Below are 15,289 nucleotides of genomic sequence, written 5' to 3'. Positions count from 1 at the left end.
CGGCGCTGTTTATTCTGTCGCTATTCACCTTCTACGCCGATAACTGGCTTGATAGTCCCCCAGTAGCGGCAACTGGGGCATTGCCACTGGAGCGCATCACTCGCAAATCCACAGTGTCGGCAGCGGTGGCGGGTGCGATTAAGCAAAAGCGCATCGGTGTGGTGTTTTAGCAGCAATAAACGCGTGTCAGGAGAGGATTTTCCGTTTAGCCGCTGGCTCTCAATATACAGGTCGATCAAATAATCCAGCCCGCCCAAGCTTGGCACTGCGCGCAACCGTTCGCCGATCAACTCAATGGCTTTGTCGACGCCGTCGCGCTGATGCACGAGCTGTCCTAGTGCAATAATAATGCTGGTGTAGGGCGCTTGCTCAAGCAGGCGGTAAAGGTGCGCCTCAAACCCCGCTACATCGTTACGACGCAAATAGGCATTTTTAAGAGCAGGCAGCATGGTAGGAATATGGGCTATTTCCTGGCGCGGGATATTATCTAATCGCTCAATAGCGCGCCCATAGTGGCCGTTATCCATCTCTAATTCAGCCAAAAGCAGGGTGGCGCGAACGCAACTTTCATCTAGCTGTAGGGCTTTTTTCAGGTGCTTTTTAGCAAGCGCTCGACTGGCTTCGCTGATCTCCTCAATGGCCAGTTCGCACAGCCAATGCGCGGCAGGGCGCCGCAGCTTTGGGTGCTGTTTAAACAGCGGTTGAATTACTTCTAATGCTTGGTGCCAAGCCTTTTCACGCTCTAATAAATCCACCAGTAGCTGTTTGGCAGCATAGCGGAGTTCATCGTCGCTGCTGTGTTCCAGTAGCGTGTTAAGAAGACGCTGCGAGCGATCGTGTACCCCCAGCGACATGAAATCTCGGGCAAGCTCCAGCTGGATTTGTTCATTGGTATACTGCGACAGCGCAGGACGCGCTAAGAGGTTTTGGTGAATACTGACCGCTTTATCCGCCTCGCCACGGGCGCGAAAAAGTTTGCCAAGAGCAATGTGAGTATCCACCGTATCGCTGTTAACGGCTAGCACGTTGATGAACGTGTTGATCGCTTCGTCGGGCTGCTCGTTAAGGAGATAGTTTAGCCCGACAAAGTAATCTCTCGACAGTGCCTGTGAGGGCGCTGAGGGCGATAGAGAGCGATGTCGACGGCGTCCAGCTTGGTGGTAGCCCAAGCCATAACCGATGGCGATAGCGACCAACAATACGCTTAGCAGCGCGACATCCAGCATTTATGCTAGTTCCTTGAACTCCTGGGTTCGCAAGCTATCAAGCTCTTTGCGTTGCTGCTTGTTATGGCGCTGGCTACGGGCCAATGTTGCTTTTAGACGGACATATACACCTAGCATGGCCAGCATGCCCAGTACGACGCCAAACACCAGTGTCGCCAATAACCAAACAGAGAGCGATACGGCTGGCAGTTCCAGCCAAATAAGGTTCAAAGCAATCGTTTGCTGATTGTTAACGGCAAACAAAATACCTACGAGCACTACTATCAGCAAAATAATGGCCAGAATAAGCCCTTTGATCCAACGCATGTGAGTTTCCTAGTCTGTGACGTTCACGGTAGCGCTATTGTGTACGACTCAAGCGACGGCGTCATCCCGAAGAAGGTCGGATAACGCAAAAGCCGCCTCTAATAGCCGAGTGCGCGACTAGCGTCTACCTGTTCACGTAGCTCTTTCCCAGGCTTGAAATGCGGTACATATTTGCCTTCAAGATCAACCGCATCGCCTGTTTTTGGGTTACGCCCTACGCGCGGTTCCCGGTAGTGCAAAGAAAAGCTGCCGAAGCCACGGATCTCAACGCGACCACCGCTGGCGAGAGAATCCGTCATGTCGTCCAGGATAATACGCACCGCTGTTTCAACATCTTTGGCGGACAATTCCGGCTGACGCATCGCAATTTGTTCGATTAATTCAGATTTAGTCATCGGTTAGCTCCCTGCGAACATTGAAGGCCGTGACGCGCTCTCGGCCTCACTCACATCAAATTCAGCATACTGCTCAATTCAGTATAAAACAATTCAGATAAAACAAGGTTCTAGACTGATTAATAGCATAGGCGAAGGAGGGCGCTGGCGCGACCCCACAGCTTAGGTATACTGGTGCTTCATTTATTTGATCGGAGCGGCTGACGTTGAACGACGACAATTCCCCTGCAGCCATTTTGCGCAAACGGCTTTATTGGCACTCGCGTCGCGGTATGTGGGAGCTAGACCTTCTGCTAATTCCGTTTCTTGAACAGCGTTTTGATCATATTAGCGAAGCGGATCAACTGGCCTATCAGCAGCTAATTGAAGGTGAAGACCAGGACTTGTTTGTCTGGCTAATGCACCGAGAGTGGCCTGAAGAACCTAGCCAGCGGCGTATCGTACAAATGATTGTTGAACATGCTGAAACCACCGATAATTCTGCCTATCGTACCCTCTAGGCAGTGGTGGTTAACGCAGTGCTGTCTGTTGATTGGAATAGCGGGGCTTAGCTACTGGGTTGGGGGCAAGCCAGCGGTAGTGACTGTAGCCGTGGTTGGGGGTGCTCTTGTATGGCGTGGTTATCAGCGTCAACCGACAGGAGTGCTCTCTTTGATATCAACAGGCTCGCTGTTTTATGGCCGCTGGTTGCCGTGCGAGCAGCGGCCTGCTGAGAACGACCAACCGCTGAACGAGCTTAACAATAAGGAGTATCAAGTGCGCTGCGATTATTTAGGGCCCTGGTTAATAGGGCTTTATGTTGGTAAGCAGCGGGTTTGGTTATGGCCTGATAGCGCTCCTTCTGAGCAATTGCGCGAAGTACGCAAGTTATTTCATCGCCCTGGCCAATAGTGCCGTGATCTAGCGCCTTTTTTCTAAATCTTGCAAAGTCAGTGTCGAAGCAGCGGCTATCGTCTGCTGCTGTGGCCAATCCGTGGTGTAGTGCAAGCCACGCGACTCATGCCGCTGTTGAGCCGCAAGTACCGTTAGGCGTGCTAACTGCAGGGCTTGATATAAGCGTTTACCTTCCGGGGCTGCTAATGCGCTTTCTACTTCTTCCAACGAATTTAACAGTACCTTCAGCTGCTTTTGAGCCGTATTTAGCCCTGTCGCGTTACGCACAATGGAGACATGCTGGCTCATGATGGCCCGCATGCGTTGGCGGATATCGCTAAGCATTACTGTGGGTAAAGTGGCTGTTGCCGGGAAGGTAGGGGGCTGAAATTTCTCTACGGGTGTGAGGTCATCTTGGGCCAGTAGAGCACGAGCACAACTGCGTGCAAACACTAGGCATTCTAGCAATGAATTGCTGGCCATCCGGTTGGCACCATGTAGGCCCGTGCAGGCCGTTTCGCCAATGGCATATAGGTTCATGACATGAGTGGCGCCTTGCAGGTTGGTTGCGACACCGCCGCAACTATAGTGTGCCGCAGGTACTACCGGAATAGCTTGCTGGGTAATATCAATGCCGCGCGAGGCGCAATGGGCCAGAATAGTGGGGAAATGGTGGTGAATTGCCTGCTTACCTAAATGGCGAATATCCAGCCATACATGGCCCCGCGTGCCACGCTGTATTTCGGCGTCAATAGCACGAGCCACTACATCGCGGGGGGCGAGCTCTGCGCGTTGATCCAGCGCCAGCATAAAGCGCTGCCCATTTTCATTGAGCAAATGGCCGCCTTCACCGCGAACCGCTTCGCTAATTAAGAACGCCGGGCCTTCCGGATCAAAGAGGCAGGTCGGGTGAAACTGCTGAAACTCAAGGTTCATCAAGCAAGCGCCTAGTTCGGCAGCCATCATCATGCCTTCGCCGCTGCTAGGAGCTGGCGTGGTGGTGTGACGGTAAAGACCACTGGCCCCGCCGGTCGCTAATACAGTATGACGCGCAATGAGCGAGTGCCACTGCAGGTTAGCATCGCTGCCATAGGCGCCGCGGCAGGTGCCCTGTTCATCCTGCAGTAATCCCACCATGGTGAGGTCGTTGCGCTGGGTAATGTTGGGGTGCTGCGCCACGTTGTTTAACAGTGTATCCACCACGGCGCGGCCGGTGGCATCATCCGCGTGGATAATACGCCGGGCATTGTGGCCGCCTTCGCGGGTTAGGTGATAGGGGTACCGGGCGGCGGGGTCGGTCTCCGGCGTAAAAGGAACGCCTTTATCAATCAGCCATTGAATAGCAGCAGGGCCGTGGGTGACGGTAAAGCGAACCGCCTCGACATCACATAATCCATCGCCTGCGATCAAGGTGTCGTTAATATGTGCATCGAGATCGTCATCGGGCGAGAGTACTGCAGCAATGCCGCCTTGTGCCCAGCGGCTGGCGCCTTGGTCGTCTTGAGCGGGGCGAACTAAGGTGACTGTTTGATGATCAGCCATTTCCAGAGCAAGGGTTAGCCCTGCGACGCCACCGCCAATGATAAGTACATCGGATATTGGCGTGCTCATAGTGCCCGCTCCTTTCATCATGCCGACCAAAAGCTTGTATATCTTAGATATGACTAGTCCGCTTAGCGCTAACCATTAAACGGCAGGCATCATAGCGTGACGATGAGCGTTTAGCGATGTTTGGACACAAAAAAGGCGGCAAACTACAGCGTAAAAAAGAGAACAGAAAAAGGGGGGGAGTTACAGTTTATAACTGTGGAAAGATAAAACAAGAAGTGGTGCCCGGAGCCGGACTTGAACCGGCACGGGGTTGCCCCCGAGAGATTTTAAGTCTCTTGCGTCTACCGATTTCGCCATCCGGGCTATACATCACAAAAATCACATCGCAATGCTGTTTCGTGCTACTTAAACATCACTGCTACACAAAGATGGAGGCTGGAGTCGGAATCGAACCGGCGTACACGGAGTTGCAGTCCGCTGCATAACCACTCTGCCATCCAGCCTCAAAAGTCGTTGAAGCGAGAAAGTAGATTCGACCGGGCTGGCGTTCCAGCTTACGACCTCGTCTTCAATTTCGCTTTGGAGCGGGAAAGGAGATTCGAACTCCCGACCCTCGCCTTGGCAAGGCGATGCTCTACCACTGAGCTATTCCCGCTCGACTCGAGGGCGAATTATACGGATCACCGCCAGCTTGTCAATCAATGAATTGGCGCGTGTTCATTATTTACTTATCAGCAGCTTACATTGAGCGGCTAAGATGTGGCCAGGCGGCTTTCAAGTACTGGATCATGGACCATAACGTGAGAATAGCAGCGGCATAGAGCACCATAATTCCTAACAGCGCAAATTCGTGCGCTGGTGGAAGCGCCAGCAAGATTAGCAGTGACACCATTTGTAGTGTTGTTTTCAATTTGCCCACCCAGGACACGGCCACCATGCCACGCTTGCCCATTTCGGCCATCCATTCACGCAGCGCCGAAATGACAATTTCACGACCAATAATCACCAGTGCTGGGAGCGTGAGTACCAGTGTGTCATAGCGCTCTATTAATAGCGCCAGGGCCACGACGACCATAAGTTTGTCGGCCACTGGATCTAGAAAAGCGCCAAATGGCGTTGACTGATTCCAGCGCCGCGCTAAATAGCCATCCAGCCAGTCGGTGACGGACGCTAACGCAAATAGGCCAGCCGCTATAGGCATGCTCCAACTGAAGGGCAGATAAAACAGCACCACTAGCAGCGGAATAAAGGCGATTCTCGCCAGTGTCAGTATGTTGGGTATATTCATCGCAGGGTGCGATCCTTGCCGGAAAATCAGAGGATTCGAAGTGTCTGGCGCTTATTCTATCCCCCTTGGCCGATAGCATCTATGCCAAGAGGCGGTTTATCCATTGAGCGCCCGGTAAATGCTCTCGGCTAGCGAGGCATTAATACCTGGAACGCGGGCGAGTTCATCGCGGCTAGCCTTTTGCACCCCCTGCAGGCCGCCAAAGAAGCGCAGCAGCTCACGCCTGCGCTTGGGGCCGATGCCCGGAATATCCTGAAGTGTCGAAGTACGTCTCGCTTTATCGCGCTGGGCGCGGTGGCCAGCAATGGCAAAACGGTGTGACTCATCGCGAATGTGTTGGATTAAATGCAGGGCCGGTGAGGCCGGATCCAAATCAAGCGGATTGTCCGCTGTTTCCAAAAATAGGCTTTCAAGCCCCGCTTTACGCGTGGTGCCTTTGGCGACGCCCAATAGAATGATATTGGTGATCTCAAGCGTTTTAAACACCTCGCGTGCCATGTTGAGCTGTCCTTTGCCACCGTCAACGATCAATATGTCGGGGGCTACCGCTTCCCCACTTTTCACCCGTTTAAGGCGCCGTGTGAGCGCTTGTTGCATGGCGGCGTAGTCATCACCTGCGGCCACCCCTTCAATGCGGAAATGGCGGTAGTCGCTTTTACGTGGGCCTTGATGATCAAACACCACGCAAGAAGCAACCGTCGCTTCGCCATGGCTGTGACTGATATCAAAGCACTCCAGGCGTTGAGGCGTTTCTTCCAAGCCGAGTGCTTTTTGTAGCGCGGTAAAGCGCTGAGTAAGTTGCGTTTGATTGGCAAGCTGCGATGCCAATTGCTGCTCCGCGTTAGTAATCGCAAGCTGTTGCCACTGGGCGCGGTGGCCGCGGACTTGGCTGGTGACGCGGATGCGTTTACCCGCCTGCTGCGTCAACGCTTCGGCAATCAGCTCACTATCGTCGAGTGGGTGGCTGGTAATGACTTCGCTAGGAACGTTATGCGGTTGGCCAAAATAATATTGGCTAACCACTTCAGTGAGCAGTGTCTCTAGCGGGAGATCGAGGTCGTTTTTTGGCGTGTGATGGCGTGCCCCCAGCAGGCGTCCGTCGCGAACACTGAGAACAGAAACGCCTAGCGCGCCGGGTCGCTGTGCCAAGGCAAAAATATCTGCATCACCACCGCCTGTATCGACAAACTGACGCTGCTGAAGCTGTCGCAGCTGCTGAACTTGATCGCGTAGGCGAGCGGCTTCCTCAAAGTTCAGCGCTTGGCTGGCCGCTTCCATTGCCTCCATCAATTCTTGGGTGACATTTTCGCTTTTGCCTTCCAAACACATCACCGCATGTTCAACATCGCGCTGGTAATCCTCGGCGGAGATATAGTCGACGCAAGGAGCGCTACAGCGCTGAATTTGATACTGCAAACAGGGGCGCGAACGGTGCGCAAACACGCTGTCTTCGCAGTTCCGAATATGAAATATTTTTTGCATCAGCGCTAGGCTTTCCCGTACCGCACCACTGCTGGGGTAAGGGCCTAAATAGCGACCATCGTCGCTACGTTGACGAGCGCGTTTATACTCAAGTGCCGGGTAAGGGTGACGGTCGGTGACAAAGACAAAGGGGTAGGACTTATCATCGCGCAACAAAATGTTGTAGGGCGGACGCAGTTGCTTAATCAGCGTCTGTTCGAGCAACAGGGCTTCAGTTTCAGTCCGCGTCACGGTGACCTGAACGTCGGCGATGCGTCCGACCATGGCCTGGGTTTTGGTATTCAGCTGGCCACGGAAATAGCTGGCAAGACGCGCTTTTAAGCGCTTTGCTTTGCCCACATAGAGCGTGTTGCTTTGTTCATCAAGCATACGATAAACACCAGGAGAGGTACTTACCGAGCTTAGAAACTGTTTTGCATCAAAGGTCATATCAGCGTGTCGGTACCCGATAACAGCAGGGAAAATTGAGTTATATCTGGGCGGCGTCAAACCCCTCGACTAACCCGTGGCGGAGCGCTAAATGAGTGAGCTCAACGTCAGTAGCAATCTGTAGTTTATCAAACAGTCGATAGCGATAGGTATTTACTGTTTTAGGGCTTAAGTGCAGGCGATCTGAGATGTCTTGTACGCGTTGGCAGTTAACAATCATCAGGGCAATCTGTAGCTCACGGTGGGAGAGGTGGCTAAACGGATTATCCTCATTGGTAAAGTGTGAAAGGGCTAAGCGTTGCGCAATTTCCTGACTGACATATCGCCGACCATGAAATACTTGGCGTATGGCGTCGGTCATCTCTATTGCGTCTGCGCCTTTGCTTAAAAATCCTGAGGCACCAGCTTCCAGCATGCGACGCAGTACGCTGTCTTCCATGTGCGCGGTCAAGATCAATACCTTGACGTCCTCCATTGTGCGGTGAATGCGGCGTGTCGCTTCCAGCCCGCCGATGCCCGGCATGCGTATATCCATTAGCACAATGTCGGGCTTCAAATGGCGACACTGTGTCACTGCATTTTCACCGTCGTCGACCTCGCCCACAATTTTAATGTCACACTCTTCGTTTAGCAGGTGCGCAATACTGGTTCTTACTAAATGATGATCATCGGCGATAAGTACACTGATCAATGGATAGGCTCCTGCATGGAAACATCGTGGGCTCAGGCGTTGGCCTTGTACGCTACTTTATATTGCTGACTACATATCTTGCTAACGACATATAGAGTGCCACAGCTGGCGGCAAAGGAGAATTAGTCAACGCTGGTGGTTCAAAAACTTGACCGAGGTAAATGTTCATCGTAGTATCCGCCTCGCTGTCGAAAAGAGCAGCATGTGGGGCCTTAGCTCAGCTGGGAGAGCGCAACACTGGCAGTGTTGAGGTCAGCGGTTCGATCCCGCTAGGCTCCACCAAAATTAAATATAATCCTGATAATATTTATCAAGATTATAGAAAAAAGCCTCGTTGATTAAACGAGGCTTTTTTTCGTCTCCAGTAAAGATTACTCAGCAACCCTGCCCAGCAGTAAGAACTCGATCAGCGCTTTTTGTGCATGTAGGCGGTTACCGGCTTCCTGCCAAACAACGGCGCGGGGGTCATCAAGCAGCGTCTGGCTGATCTCTTCTCCGCGGTGTGCTGGCAGGCAGTGCAGGAACAGCACCTCTTGATTCGCCTGATCAAGCATCGCTTCGGTTACCTGGAAGCCAGCGAAATCCGCCTCACGTTTGGCCTGTTCTTCTTCTTGGCCCATGGAGGCCCAGACATCGGTGGTGATCAGGTCGGCGTCTTTGACCGCTGCTTGCGGGTCATGCAGCAATGTTATCTGGTCACCAGCGGCCGCCATGATGTCGGCGCGTGGCTCGTAGCCTTTCGGGCAGCATATGCGCAAATGAAAACCGAACTGACGGGCCGCATTGATCCAGGAGTGGCACATGTTATTGCCATCACCAATCCATACTGCCGTGCGTCCCTTTACACTGCCGCGTAGCTCGGTCCAGGTCATTACGTCGGCTAGCAACTGGCAGGGGTGATAGTCATCACTCAGAGCGTTAATAACCGGCACGCTGCTGGCGCTGGCGTAGGCCTCCAGGCCTGCGTGGGAGAAGGTGCGGATCATTACCGCATCGACCATTTCCGACAGTACGCGAGCGGTATCTTCGATCGGCTCGCCGCGGCCTAGTTGGGTGTCGCGAGGGGAGAGAAATAGCGCGTGACCACCAAACTGTGCCATGCCCGTTTCGAATGAAACACGCGTACGTGTTGACGATTTTTCAAAGATCATCGCCAGGGTGCGGTTGGGTAAGGGTGTATAAACAGGGCCTTGGGCTTTAAGGTTGGTCTTGATGGTAATGGCGCGCTGGATCAAATAATCCAGCTCATCCGGGGTCAAATCCAACAGCGTTAGGAAATGGCGTGTCGCCATAAGAGCTTCTCTCCGCGCAAAAACACTATCCTAGCTATGCAGCAGGGGATGCGCAACGCGAACGGCATGCGTAGAATAGACCCACACGTTAAAGCCGAGCGCTCTACTCAGGTACTTTTTCTAGTGCTACGTCCAAATGCTAGATTTAAGTGCTACGTAGCTAAGCAACGGAGTAGTTAAGCATCGGTCATCAATAAGCGAGGAAATAGTATGAGCACTACCGCCGAAAACATTCAGCGTCAAATCAGCGAAAACCCGATCCTTATTTTCATGAAAGGGTCGCCACAGTTGCCTCAGTGCGGGTTTTCCGCCCAGACCGTGCAAGCCTTGATGAGCTGCGGTGAGCGCTTTGCATTCGTTAATGTTCTGGATAACCCGGACATCCGCGCGGAACTGCCTAAGATTGCTAACTGGCCGACATTTCCTCAGTTATGGGTAGAAGGCGAGCTAGTCGGTGGCTGTGACATCGTGGTGGAAATGCATCAAAACGGTGAGCTGGAAAAACTGGTGAAAGCAGCTGCCGAGCGCGCTGGTGCTGCAGAGGGTGGTGACAACGCTTAAGTGTTGTTGAGCACTCCGCCCTAAGCGGTTGGCGGGCTATGGTGCAACCGTTAGAATGACACATTGTTATGCACCGTGGCACTTACCTTGCGCTGTCTTCAGCGCGAGGTAAGTTAGCCCGCTGAAGGAAGTACAGCTTCATGAGCTATCAGGTTCTGGCCCGCAAGTGGCGACCCCGCACATTCCACGAACTCGTTGGTCAGGCCCATGTTCAACGCGCCTTGGTAAATGCCCTTGACCAGGGGCGTTTACATCATGCGTATCTTTTTACAGGTACCCGTGGGGTGGGTAAAACCACCTTGGCGCGCATACTCGCCAAATGTTTGAATTGCACGGCCAACGGGCGTGGTGATGAAGGCATTACCTCTACCCCCTGTGGGCAGTGCGATAGCTGCCAAGCTATTGATGAAGGACGCTTTGTTGATCTGATTGAGGTCGATGCAGCCTCTCGAACCAAGGTGGAAGATACCCGCGAGCTACTCGATAACGTTCAGTACGCGCCGACCCAAGGGCGCTACAAGGTGTACCTGATTGATGAGGTGCACATGCTCTCCACCAGCAGCTTTAATGCGCTGCTGAAAACGCTTGAAGAGCCGCCTCCTCACGTTAAATTCCTACTGGCGACCACCGATCCGCAAAAGTTGCCGCCGACGGTGCTCTCGCGCTGCCTGCAATTTACCCTCAAGCATATGCCACCTGAGCGCGTAGTGGAGCACCTCACTTACGTACTAGGGGAAGAGGGCGTTGCATTTGATGAGAGCGCGTTGTGGCTGCTGGGTAAAGCGGCCGAAGGTTCAATGCGCGATGCCATGAGCCTGACCGACCAAGCCATCGCGTTTGGCCAGGGGGCGGTTCGCCATGCGGATGTGGCTGCCATGCTGGGCACCTTGGATCATCGTCATATTCTTGGGCTAGCAGAAGCCCTGGCCGATGTGGATGTGCAGCGCTTACTGGCCGAAGTGGCTGAGTTGGCAGAACAAGGCCCTGATTTTGCCGCGGTGCTGGATGAGCTTTCCAGCATTCTGCACCGCTTGGCGGTGGCGCAAATGGTGCCGGATGCGGTTGATAATAGTCACGGCGACCGCGATGTTATCCTACATCTAGCGAGCCGCTTTACCGCCGAGGACATTCAGCTCTATTACCAAATCGGTATTCAGGGCCGCGGGGATATGGTGCACGCACCGGATCTGCGCAGCGCCCTGGAGATGACGCTGCTGCGCATGCTGGCGTTTCGTCCTCAAGGCGTACCGAAACCGCCGCGTACACCGCTGCCCCTGCGTCGCGAGCCTACAGGTGAGGCAGCGTCAGAAACGAATGCTCACGTTCCCGCGCCGGCCACGGTTTCATCAGCGCCCACGCCAGAAACGAAAACAACGCCTGACATTCAGACCATTCCAGAAGAACAGCCCACGCCAGAAGCGCAGCCAGAACCCCAAGCCGAGCCCCAAGCCCTACCTGTCGCTGAAGAGGAGGCGCCGTTACAAGAGCCACCCCCTTGGGTTGTCGAGAATGAAACATCATCGTCAGAGGTTGGCGCGCCTGATCAAGGCCCAGAGCCTGCGGCTATGGTTGATCCAGCGCCTGTCGCGGAATCAACAACAGCGCCGGAACCGGTTTCGCCGCCAGTGCCAGAGTTGACAGCAGACCCTGCTCCTGCGCAGGAGGAACCTGCTTCGGTGGCCCCGGCTGGTATGCTGGACAACGCAAAATGGTTGCAATGTTTTGAGGCACTCGGGCTGGGCGGTTTGACGCGCAACCTGGCCGGCAACTGTCTGGTCGAAAGTGATGATGGCACGCTGTTGACCCTTCGCCTGGACCCTAGCCAGGAGGCCATGCAGGCGGAGGTGCACCAAACACGTATTGAGCGGGCGCTGAAAGAGCAGGGCATGCCGCGGCGAATAGCGTTTTACGTGGCTGAGTTGTCTAATAGCCTGGAAACACCTAGGCAGCGCGAAGAGCGTCTTAATCAAGAGCGTCATGCCCAGGCGGTTGATCTACTCAATCACGACCCCCATGTACAGAAATTACAGCAGGCGTTTGGGGCAAAGCTGATAGAATCCAGCGTTAAGCCAGCCGATGAAATGCGCTAAGCTGTCTCACCTATCATCGCAATATTGACCTATCTTTTAACCACGTTGGAGACTAGACCATGCTTAAAGGTGGAATGGGCAACTTGATGAAACAAGCCCAAGAGATGCAGGAAAAAATGCAGCAAGCCCAGGAAGAAGTCGCCAAAGCCGAAGTGCAGGGCGAGGCGGGAGCCGGTATGGTCAAGGTCACTATGAATGGTCGGCACGACGTGTCAAACGTGACCATTGACCCCAGTGTTATGGAAGAAGACAAAGAGCTTTTGGAAGATTTGTTAGCCGCGGCAGTCAACGATGCGGTGCGCAAATTGGAAGTTAGCTCTAAACAAAAAATGGAAGCAGCGACCGCTGGCTTGAACCTTCCGCCCGGCTTTAAGATGCCGTTCTAAGCAATGCGTTTTTCTCCTCTCGTTGAGCAGTTGATGGATGCTTTTCGCGTACTGCCAGGCGTTGGGCCTAAAACGGCTCAACGTATGGCGATGCACCTGCTTGAGCGTGAACGCCCAGGGGGGCAGCGACTCGCTGCGGTTATTCAAAAAGCCATTGAAGAAGTGGGCTATTGCCAACGTTGCCGCACACTCACTGAAGCCGATATTTGCATGCTGTGCGAAAGCCCACGCCGCGATGATGCGTTGCTGTGTGTGGTGGAGTCACCTGCCGATCAACTAGCGATTGAAGAGGCCGGCGGCTTTAAAGGCCGCTACTTTGTGCTGCACGGCCACCTCTCACCGTTAGATGGCATTGGCCCAGAATCGATTGGTTTGGATTTGTTAGAAGCACGTGTCGCAGAAGGGCTCGTCGAAGAAGTGGTGTTGGCGACGAACCCTACTATCGAGGGGGAGGCGACAGCTCACTATATTGCCTCGCAGTTAGCAGAATATGGCGTCAAACTCTCGCGGCTTGCCTATGGCGTCCCGATGGGCGGTGAGCTGGAGTATGTTGATGGCGGCACCTTGAGTCGCGCGTTTAATGGTCGCCTGCCTTTTGCCAGCGAATAAGCCTATCTAAACGCAAGCGCTTTAGCGCTTGCGCCAACTTGGAAGAATGCTTTTGTCCTCTCTTACTCCCTCTTTTCAATGGCTTGATACTCCAGAGGCGCTTGATGCTGCGTGCGATCAAGTAGCCGATGCTTCTGTGATTGCTCTGGATACCGAGTTTTTCCGAGAGAATACGTTCTTTCCAGTGCCTGCGTTGATTCAGTTCACCGCGGGTGAAGAGGCTTATCTAATTGATCCTGTGGCTGTCCCGTGTACTGATAAATTCCGTGCTCTGCTGCAAAACAGTGCGATTAAGTTGCTCCACTCCTGTAGCGAGGACCTGGAAGTTTTTCAGCACTGGGCAGGGGTGTTACCCGTACCTTTAATTGATACCCAGGTAGTACAAGGCTTTTTGGGTGAAAATCCAGGAATGGGGTATCAAAAGCTGGTCGAATTTTGGGTCGGTGAAACGCTGCCTAAAGAGGAAACACGCTCAAACTGGCTAGTGCGTCCGCTGTCGCCTGCGCAGTGCCATTACGCCGCGCTGGACGTTATCTATTTATTAAAAGTCTGGGCGCTACAGGCTGAAAAGCTCACTGCGCTAGGCCGTCGCGAGTGGGTGGATGCTGAGTGCGCTAGCTTGATTGAGCAGGCCGGCCGTAGCGTTGATAACGATCAGCAGTGGTATACCCGTCAACGCCAATTATGGCGCTTACTGCCCCGTCAAATGGAAGCGTATCGGCTGATGACTACGTGGCGTGAAGGCGAAACTCGCCGTCGCGATTTGCCACGCAATTGGCTCATTAGCGATAAGTTACTGTTCGCCATCGCCGAAAAGATGCCCAGCAACCGCTTCGAGCTCGCTGAAGTGGAAGGCGTTAAGCCGGTGCTAATTAAAAAAGAGGGTGATGCTCTTTTGGCAATGGTGAAGCAGGCGCAACATTGCGGTGAAGCGTCACTGCCGACACGTTGGCCAGACCCGATGCATCCATCGTTCAAGTCACGCTTTAAGGCACTCAAAAAAGCGGTGACGGCGAAAGCCAATGACTTAGGTGTGGCACCGGAAATGCTGCTGCGCCGCCGTGATATTGAAACACTGGTGATGCAGGACTTGGCGGGCGAGCCTTGCACCTGGCCGAGCGGTTGGCGGGGAGAGTATTTGAATGCTGCGCTGGCCCAGGCCCTTGAGGAGCGACCATCATGAGCGACAAACTGATTTGCGAGGTGTTCAAAAGCTCGCGTAAAGATGAAATGTATTTGTACGTAGATAAACGTCAAGGATTGGCAGATATTCCAGCGCCACTGCTGGAAACGTTTGGTAAGCCGGTGTTGGTTTTTACCATGCTGCTAACGGCTGATAAAAAGTTGTCACGTGTTAATGCGGCTGATGTGGTCGAAGGTATTAACGATAAAGGCTTTTATTTACAGATGCCGCCGCCTAAAGAGGCCTACTTGCTCGACATGCATCGCGCCCATGTGGCCTCGCATTCTAATATGCGTTCTGACGATGAGTAGCGTTAGCTTTACATGAATTTTCTTGCCCATGCTTGGCTCGTCAGGGCGGGTAGCGATGATTTTCTCTACGGCAATTTAATTGCCGATGGGGTTAAAGGGCGTGACTTAAGTGATTGGCCCGCGGCCACGGCGCTAGGCATTCGCCATCATCGCCGGGTGGATGCCTGGGTGGATAGTCATCCGAGCGTTGTGAATGCGCGGCGACGCGCCCCGCCTGCTCAGCGCCGCTATGCGGGCATTGCGCTCGACATGGTGTGGGACCATTTTCTAGCCCGTGATACGGCGGGGCAGGCTGACCAGGAAGTGATTGTAAAACGCTGCTATCGACTGCTCTTAGCACGCTCTGCGCCGAACCGGCTGGCGGGCATGGTGCCATCACTTGTCGAGCACGATTGGTTAAGAGGCTACGCTGATTTTGCGTTTACCTGCCGCGCCGTGGCGGGAATCGGCCAGCGATTGTCTGGCCCGAATCAGCTTGCCGCTCTGGTACCCTGGCTGCACGACGATTACCAAGCGCTAGAGGACGATTTTCAGGCTTTATGGCCGGCGCTGTTGGCAGAATTAAGCCACACTGATACACCACCATAGGACGTGTTTCTGTGTGGTAGTGAAGGAG

The 15,289-nt window shown here is 53.7% G+C and carries 17 protein-coding genes and 4 tRNA genes; 10 read left to right on the top strand and 11 right to left on the bottom strand.

The features are described 5' to 3' along the window. Positions 1–20: 20 nt before the first annotated feature. From lapB to ACWI0H_RS13845, 3 genes are all read right to left on the bottom strand, one after another. Positions 21–1,226 carry a lipopolysaccharide assembly protein LapB gene (gene lapB, locus ACWI0H_RS13855; RefSeq protein WP_485873728.1) on the bottom strand — a complete coding sequence of 402 codons (1,206 nt, stop codon included), beginning with the start codon at positions 1,224–1,226 and terminating at the stop codon, positions 21–23. Further along, entirely contained in the window at positions 1,227–1,532 is a 306-nt protein-coding gene (locus ACWI0H_RS13850; RefSeq protein WP_339883030.1) for a lipopolysaccharide assembly protein LapA domain-containing protein, read from the bottom strand. Between the two features lie 98 nt (positions 1,533–1,630). Further along, positions 1,631–1,927 carry an integration host factor subunit beta gene (locus tag ACWI0H_RS13845; RefSeq protein ID WP_008959540.1) on the bottom strand — a complete coding sequence of 99 codons (297 nt, stop codon included), beginning with the start codon at positions 1,925–1,927 and terminating at the stop codon, positions 1,631–1,633. Positions 1,928–2,133: 206 nt separating this feature from the next. Between ACWI0H_RS13845 and ACWI0H_RS13840 the strand changes: the two genes are divergently transcribed. Together ACWI0H_RS13840 and ACWI0H_RS13835 are read left to right on the top strand one after the other, a co-directional pair. Then, the gene (locus tag ACWI0H_RS13840; RefSeq protein WP_008959539.1) at positions 2,134–2,427 is read left to right on the top strand and encodes an FAD assembly factor SdhE; all 294 of its coding nucleotides are present in this window, start codon (positions 2,134–2,136) and stop codon (positions 2,425–2,427) included. Further along, complete coding sequence (locus ACWI0H_RS13835; RefSeq protein ID WP_485873727.1) at positions 2,387–2,818, top strand: hypothetical protein; 432 nt, start codon at positions 2,387–2,389, stop codon at positions 2,816–2,818. The genes ACWI0H_RS13840 and ACWI0H_RS13835 overlap by 41 nt, the downstream gene beginning before the upstream one ends. 9 nt (positions 2,819–2,827) lie before the next feature. On the opposite strand, the gene nadB is transcribed toward ACWI0H_RS13835, so the two are convergent. The 7 genes from nadB to uvrY all read right to left on the bottom strand — a co-directional run bounded on the left by nadB (position 2,828) and on the right by uvrY (position 8,241). Then, positions 2,828–4,411: an L-aspartate oxidase gene (gene nadB / locus ACWI0H_RS13830; RefSeq protein WP_485873726.1), complete on the bottom strand. Its 1,584-nt coding sequence runs from the start codon at positions 4,409–4,411 to the stop codon at positions 2,828–2,830. Positions 4,412–4,627: 216 nt separating this feature from the next. Further along, positions 4,628–4,714 (bottom strand) — tRNA-Leu (locus ACWI0H_RS13825). Positions 4,715–4,780: 66 nt separating this feature from the next. Further along, positions 4,781–4,854 (bottom strand) — tRNA-Cys (locus ACWI0H_RS13820). A 77-nt stretch (positions 4,855–4,931) separates the two neighbouring features. Next, positions 4,932–5,006, bottom strand: a tRNA-Gly gene (locus ACWI0H_RS13815). Between the two features lie 84 nt (positions 5,007–5,090). Next, complete coding sequence (gene pgsA, locus ACWI0H_RS13810) at positions 5,091–5,639, bottom strand: CDP-diacylglycerol--glycerol-3-phosphate 3-phosphatidyltransferase (protein WP_035566621.1); 549 nt, start codon at positions 5,637–5,639, stop codon at positions 5,091–5,093. Positions 5,640–5,735: 96 nt separating this feature from the next. Continuing rightward, positions 5,736–7,550: an excinuclease ABC subunit UvrC gene (uvrC, locus tag ACWI0H_RS13805; protein WP_176304403.1), complete on the bottom strand. Its 1,815-nt coding sequence runs from the start codon at positions 7,548–7,550 to the stop codon at positions 5,736–5,738. Positions 7,551–7,590: 40 nt separating this feature from the next. Beyond that, positions 7,591–8,241 (bottom strand): UvrY/SirA/GacA family response regulator transcription factor, encoded by a 651-nt coding sequence (uvrY, locus tag ACWI0H_RS13800; protein WP_008959534.1) that lies wholly within the window; start codon positions 8,239–8,241, stop codon positions 7,591–7,593. A 206-nt stretch (positions 8,242–8,447) separates the two neighbouring features. On the opposite strand from uvrY, the gene ACWI0H_RS13795 reads away from it, so the two are divergent. Continuing rightward, positions 8,448–8,523, top strand: a tRNA-Ala gene (locus ACWI0H_RS13795). Between the two features lie 89 nt (positions 8,524–8,612). On the opposite strand, the gene argF is transcribed toward ACWI0H_RS13795, so the two are convergent. Beyond that, positions 8,613–9,533, bottom strand: coding sequence for an ornithine carbamoyltransferase (gene argF / locus ACWI0H_RS13790; protein ID WP_008959533.1), 921 nt, complete (start codon positions 9,531–9,533; stop codon positions 8,613–8,615). Between the two features lie 210 nt (positions 9,534–9,743). On the opposite strand from argF, the gene grxD reads away from it, so the two are divergent. The 7 genes from grxD (at position 9,744) to ACWI0H_RS13755 (ending at position 15,261) form a co-directional block, all read left to right on the top strand. Next, positions 9,744–10,094 (top strand): Grx4 family monothiol glutaredoxin, encoded by a 351-nt coding sequence (gene grxD, locus ACWI0H_RS13785; RefSeq protein ID WP_008959532.1) that lies wholly within the window; start codon positions 9,744–9,746, stop codon positions 10,092–10,094. Between the two features lie 140 nt (positions 10,095–10,234). Continuing rightward, complete coding sequence (gene dnaX, locus ACWI0H_RS13780) at positions 10,235–12,184, top strand: DNA polymerase III subunit gamma/tau (RefSeq protein ID WP_485873725.1); 1,950 nt, start codon at positions 10,235–10,237, stop codon at positions 12,182–12,184. 59 nt (positions 12,185–12,243) lie between these two features. After that, entirely contained in the window at positions 12,244–12,570 is a 327-nt protein-coding gene (locus ACWI0H_RS13775) for a YbaB/EbfC family nucleoid-associated protein (RefSeq protein ID WP_485873724.1), read from the top strand. Positions 12,571–12,573: 3 nt separating this feature from the next. Further along, positions 12,574–13,179 carry a recombination mediator RecR gene (gene recR, locus ACWI0H_RS13770; protein ID WP_485873723.1) on the top strand — a complete coding sequence of 202 codons (606 nt, stop codon included), beginning with the start codon at positions 12,574–12,576 and terminating at the stop codon, positions 13,177–13,179. Positions 13,180–13,225: 46 nt separating this feature from the next. Continuing rightward, the gene (gene rnd, locus ACWI0H_RS13765) at positions 13,226–14,362 is read left to right on the top strand and encodes a ribonuclease D (RefSeq protein ID WP_485873722.1); all 1,137 of its coding nucleotides are present in this window, start codon (positions 13,226–13,228) and stop codon (positions 14,360–14,362) included. Continuing rightward, on the top strand, positions 14,359–14,673 hold the full coding sequence (locus ACWI0H_RS13760) for a YcgL domain-containing protein (protein ID WP_485873721.1): 315 nt from the start codon (positions 14,359–14,361) through the stop codon (positions 14,671–14,673). The genes rnd and ACWI0H_RS13760 overlap by 4 nt, the downstream gene beginning before the upstream one ends. Before the next feature lie 12 nt (positions 14,674–14,685). Then, positions 14,686–15,261, top strand: coding sequence for an acyl carrier protein phosphodiesterase (locus tag ACWI0H_RS13755; protein ID WP_101147891.1), 576 nt, complete (start codon positions 14,686–14,688; stop codon positions 15,259–15,261). Positions 15,262–15,289: the final 28 nt, after the last annotated feature.

This window comes from Halomonas sp. NYA30 (assembly GCF_976980765.1).
Note: the sequence above shows the minus strand (reverse complement) of the source record. Positions and strands in the feature narration are given on the sequence as shown.